Raw genomic sequence first — 2,819 nt, 5'->3', positions numbered from 1 at the left:
GTAAATTCATCGGCCTTATTATTGTCTTTACATCCGTAGGCCAGCAAGGCTATTATTGCGAAAAGGGCTATTCTTTTATTCATTTTAAATGGCAGAAGGCCAAAAGGCATCTTCAATATGTTTTAATATGTGGTTATTATTACGGTCAAACAGGATAGATATTATATCAAACCTAACTTCACCCTCATGATTCATCAAATATATGTACTCATCTGCAGCTTCTACCAGCAAACGCTGCTTGCGGGCATCTACAAAGTCTTCGGGCTCGCCAAAACCGTTACCGGTGCGGGTTTTTACTTCGGTGAAGATAATGATCTTGTCTTTATAAGCGATCAGGTCGATCTCGGCTTTGCCAAAAACCCAGTTCTCGTCCATTATTTCGTAACCCGTGGCTTCCATGTGGGCTTTCGCCATTGCTTCGCCTTTTTGGCCGAGGTCATTGTGGGTTGCCATTATTTTATAATTACTGAGCCTAAGTAATCGGATATGGTTTTCTCCACCTTTTTCATGTGCATGTACTGGTTCAGTAGAATTTCCTGGTCGGTTTCGCCAGTAGTAGTTTGCAGCTCATCACGCAGTTTTTGTAATATTTTGCCCACCTTTTGCTTTTTCAAGTGGAATATAGCGCCTAATATGGTCGCCTTCATGTTGGCTTGTTCATCTGATACCAATATCTTATGCATCTCGTACCAATTCTCGCTCAACACATATTTGGTTGTGAGCAGGGTAACCACCAGGTCAACTATCCCTTTATCCCGGTGATGTATAAAATGCTGTTCCTCGGGCAGTACGCCATTCTCTACCTCCTGCCGGTAGATCTCCATGAAGTGCTTAGTTACCGGTTGTTCAAACTCCACATCGCTTAACTCGGCAATCATGAACGGACCGATATAGGTATTGGCAATGCCATCCCAATCAATCATTTTATTGCCGTAAAGTAACAGCAGGCGTATAATTTCTTTTTCTTGTGTATCAGATTCTTTGACCGCCGCCTTCTCTTCCGGCTCATCAAAAAACAAAAGATCTTCGGGTGAGGGTTCCGGTTTATGGTTTTGCTGTTGCTGATGATCTTTTTTCGCCTTGGCCTGGCGCATCTTATTCAGCTCTGTATTTAAAGAGCGTTCTTCGATCTTTAAGATGCGGCTGCACTCCTGTATAAATACCGATGCCTTTATAGAATCGGGTATTTTGGCTATGCTTTCTACGATCTCCCTTATTACTTCCGATTTTTTAATAGGGTCGTTACCGGCCTCTTTTAAAAGGATATCGGTTTTATAAAGGATAAAGTCCTTCTTATTCTGCTCTATATGCGTTTTAAAGGCGTTGGTACCAAACTTTTGCACATACGAATCCGGGTCATGCCCATCCGGGAAAAGCACCACCTTTACGTTGAGCCCTTCCTCCAGTATCATATCCAGTCCGCGCAGCGAAGCTTTTATACCTGCCGCATCGCCATCATATAATATGGTGATGTTTTTGGTAAGGCGACCAATCAGCCTGATCTGCTCGGATGTTAAAGAAGTACCGGATGACGCCACTACGTTTTCGATACCCGCCTGGTGAACAGATATTACATCGGCATACCCCTCTACCAGATAGCAATTATCCTCTTCGCGGATAGATCGCTTGGCAAAATACAGTCCGTATAATACGCTTGATTTATGGTAGATCTCAGACTCGGGCGAGTTTACATACTTCGGTACATTCTTGTCGGTTTTTAAAGTACGGCCGCCAAAGGCTATAACCCTGCCCGTAAAGCTATGGATAGGGAACATAACACGCCCGCGGTAACGGTCGTACAGTGCCCCATTATCCCGCTTAACCGAAAGGCCGCTTTCAACCAGATATTGTTCCTGGTAGCCCTGTTTTATGGCCTCGCCGGTAAAGGCTTCCCATTGATCGGGCGAGTAGCCCAACTCAAATTTTTTGATGGTATCATTACTAAAACCACGCTCTTTAAAATAACTGTAGCCTATGCTTTTTCCTTCATCGGTATCCAGCAAACTTTCATGGAAAAATTTGGCGGCATAGCCGGATACGATCATCAGACTTTCGCGATGGTTTTGTTCCTCAAGGTTTTCGGTAGTATCTACCGTTTCCTCTACCTCGATGCCATACTTTTTGGCCAGCCATTTAAGCGCTTCGGGGTAGGTGAACTTTTCCAGCTCCATTAAAAAGGTAACGGCACTACCACCTTTCCCCGACGAGAAATCTTTAAAAATACCCTTAGCCGGAGATACCGTAAACGATGGCGTACGTTCGTTTACGAAGGGAGAAAGCCCCACATAATTGGCCCCACGCTTTTTCAATTGTACAAATTCGCCAATCACCTCCACAATATCTGTGGCTTCCATTATACGGTCTATGGTGGGTTTGGTGATCATGTTTTAAAAAATGCGAACTGCAAAAATAGTGGTTTAAAGCTTTTAATCGCCTTGTTTAAATATATAAAAATTCAATAATATTTTGATTGGCGAACGGTTCACTTAGCATCTCTTTTCATTGCCGTCCCATTTATGGGGCGGATCAAGCTCATAGTACTATCGGCTTTAGCCAAAATAAACGTTCAATTTGGCTAAAGTCAGTTTGTATTGTTCGTTATCCGTTGGCTAAAGCCAACGGCAATGAATCAGGTATCCAGTTCCTTTGTTTGCGGAGTTCCGATTGCCGCAACAGGCCGGGATGAAGTTTTCAAAAACGAAACCGCTATCCCCGCCAATACTATCACACTGCCAATGATCTCTTTTAAATGCAACACCTCGCCAAGCAAACCGATAGCTAAAAACCCGGCTATAACGGTTTGCCCCAACAGGGCTATC

General features: G+C 43.7%; 3 protein-coding genes. All 3 read right to left on the bottom strand.

What is annotated here, in order from left to right:
* Positions 1–84: 84 nt before the first annotated feature.
* Positions 85–453, bottom strand: a complete 369-nt coding sequence (locus tag JWQ85_RS08305; protein WP_299466759.1) for a YraN family protein — start codon at positions 451–453, stop codon at positions 85–87.
* On the bottom strand, positions 453–2,384 hold the full coding sequence (dnaG, locus tag JWQ85_RS08300; protein ID WP_299466756.1) for a DNA primase: 1,932 nt from the start codon (positions 2,382–2,384) through the stop codon (positions 453–455). The genes JWQ85_RS08305 and dnaG overlap by 1 nt, the downstream gene beginning before the upstream one ends.
* A gap of 245 nt (positions 2,385–2,629) precedes the next feature.
* Positions 2,630–2,819: hypothetical protein (locus JWQ85_RS08295; protein WP_299466753.1), on the bottom strand; the 190-nt coding region annotated here is incomplete at its 5' end.

This window comes from Mucilaginibacter sp., assembly GCF_028288105.1.
In the GTDB taxonomy this organism is placed as follows: Bacteria; Bacteroidota; Bacteroidia; order Sphingobacteriales; family Sphingobacteriaceae; genus Mucilaginibacter.
Note: the sequence above shows the minus strand (reverse complement) of the source record. Positions and strands in the feature narration are given on the sequence as shown.

Bases quoted from the DNA above. Each gene is read 5' to 3' on its own strand.
- JWQ85_RS08305 (WP_299466759.1), bottom strand. From the start codon at position 453: ATGGCAACCCACAATGACCTCGGCCAAAAAGGCGAAGCAATGGCGAAA.
- dnaG (WP_299466756.1), bottom strand. From the start codon at position 2,384: ATGATCACCAAACCCACCATAGACCGTATAATGGAAGCCACAGATATT.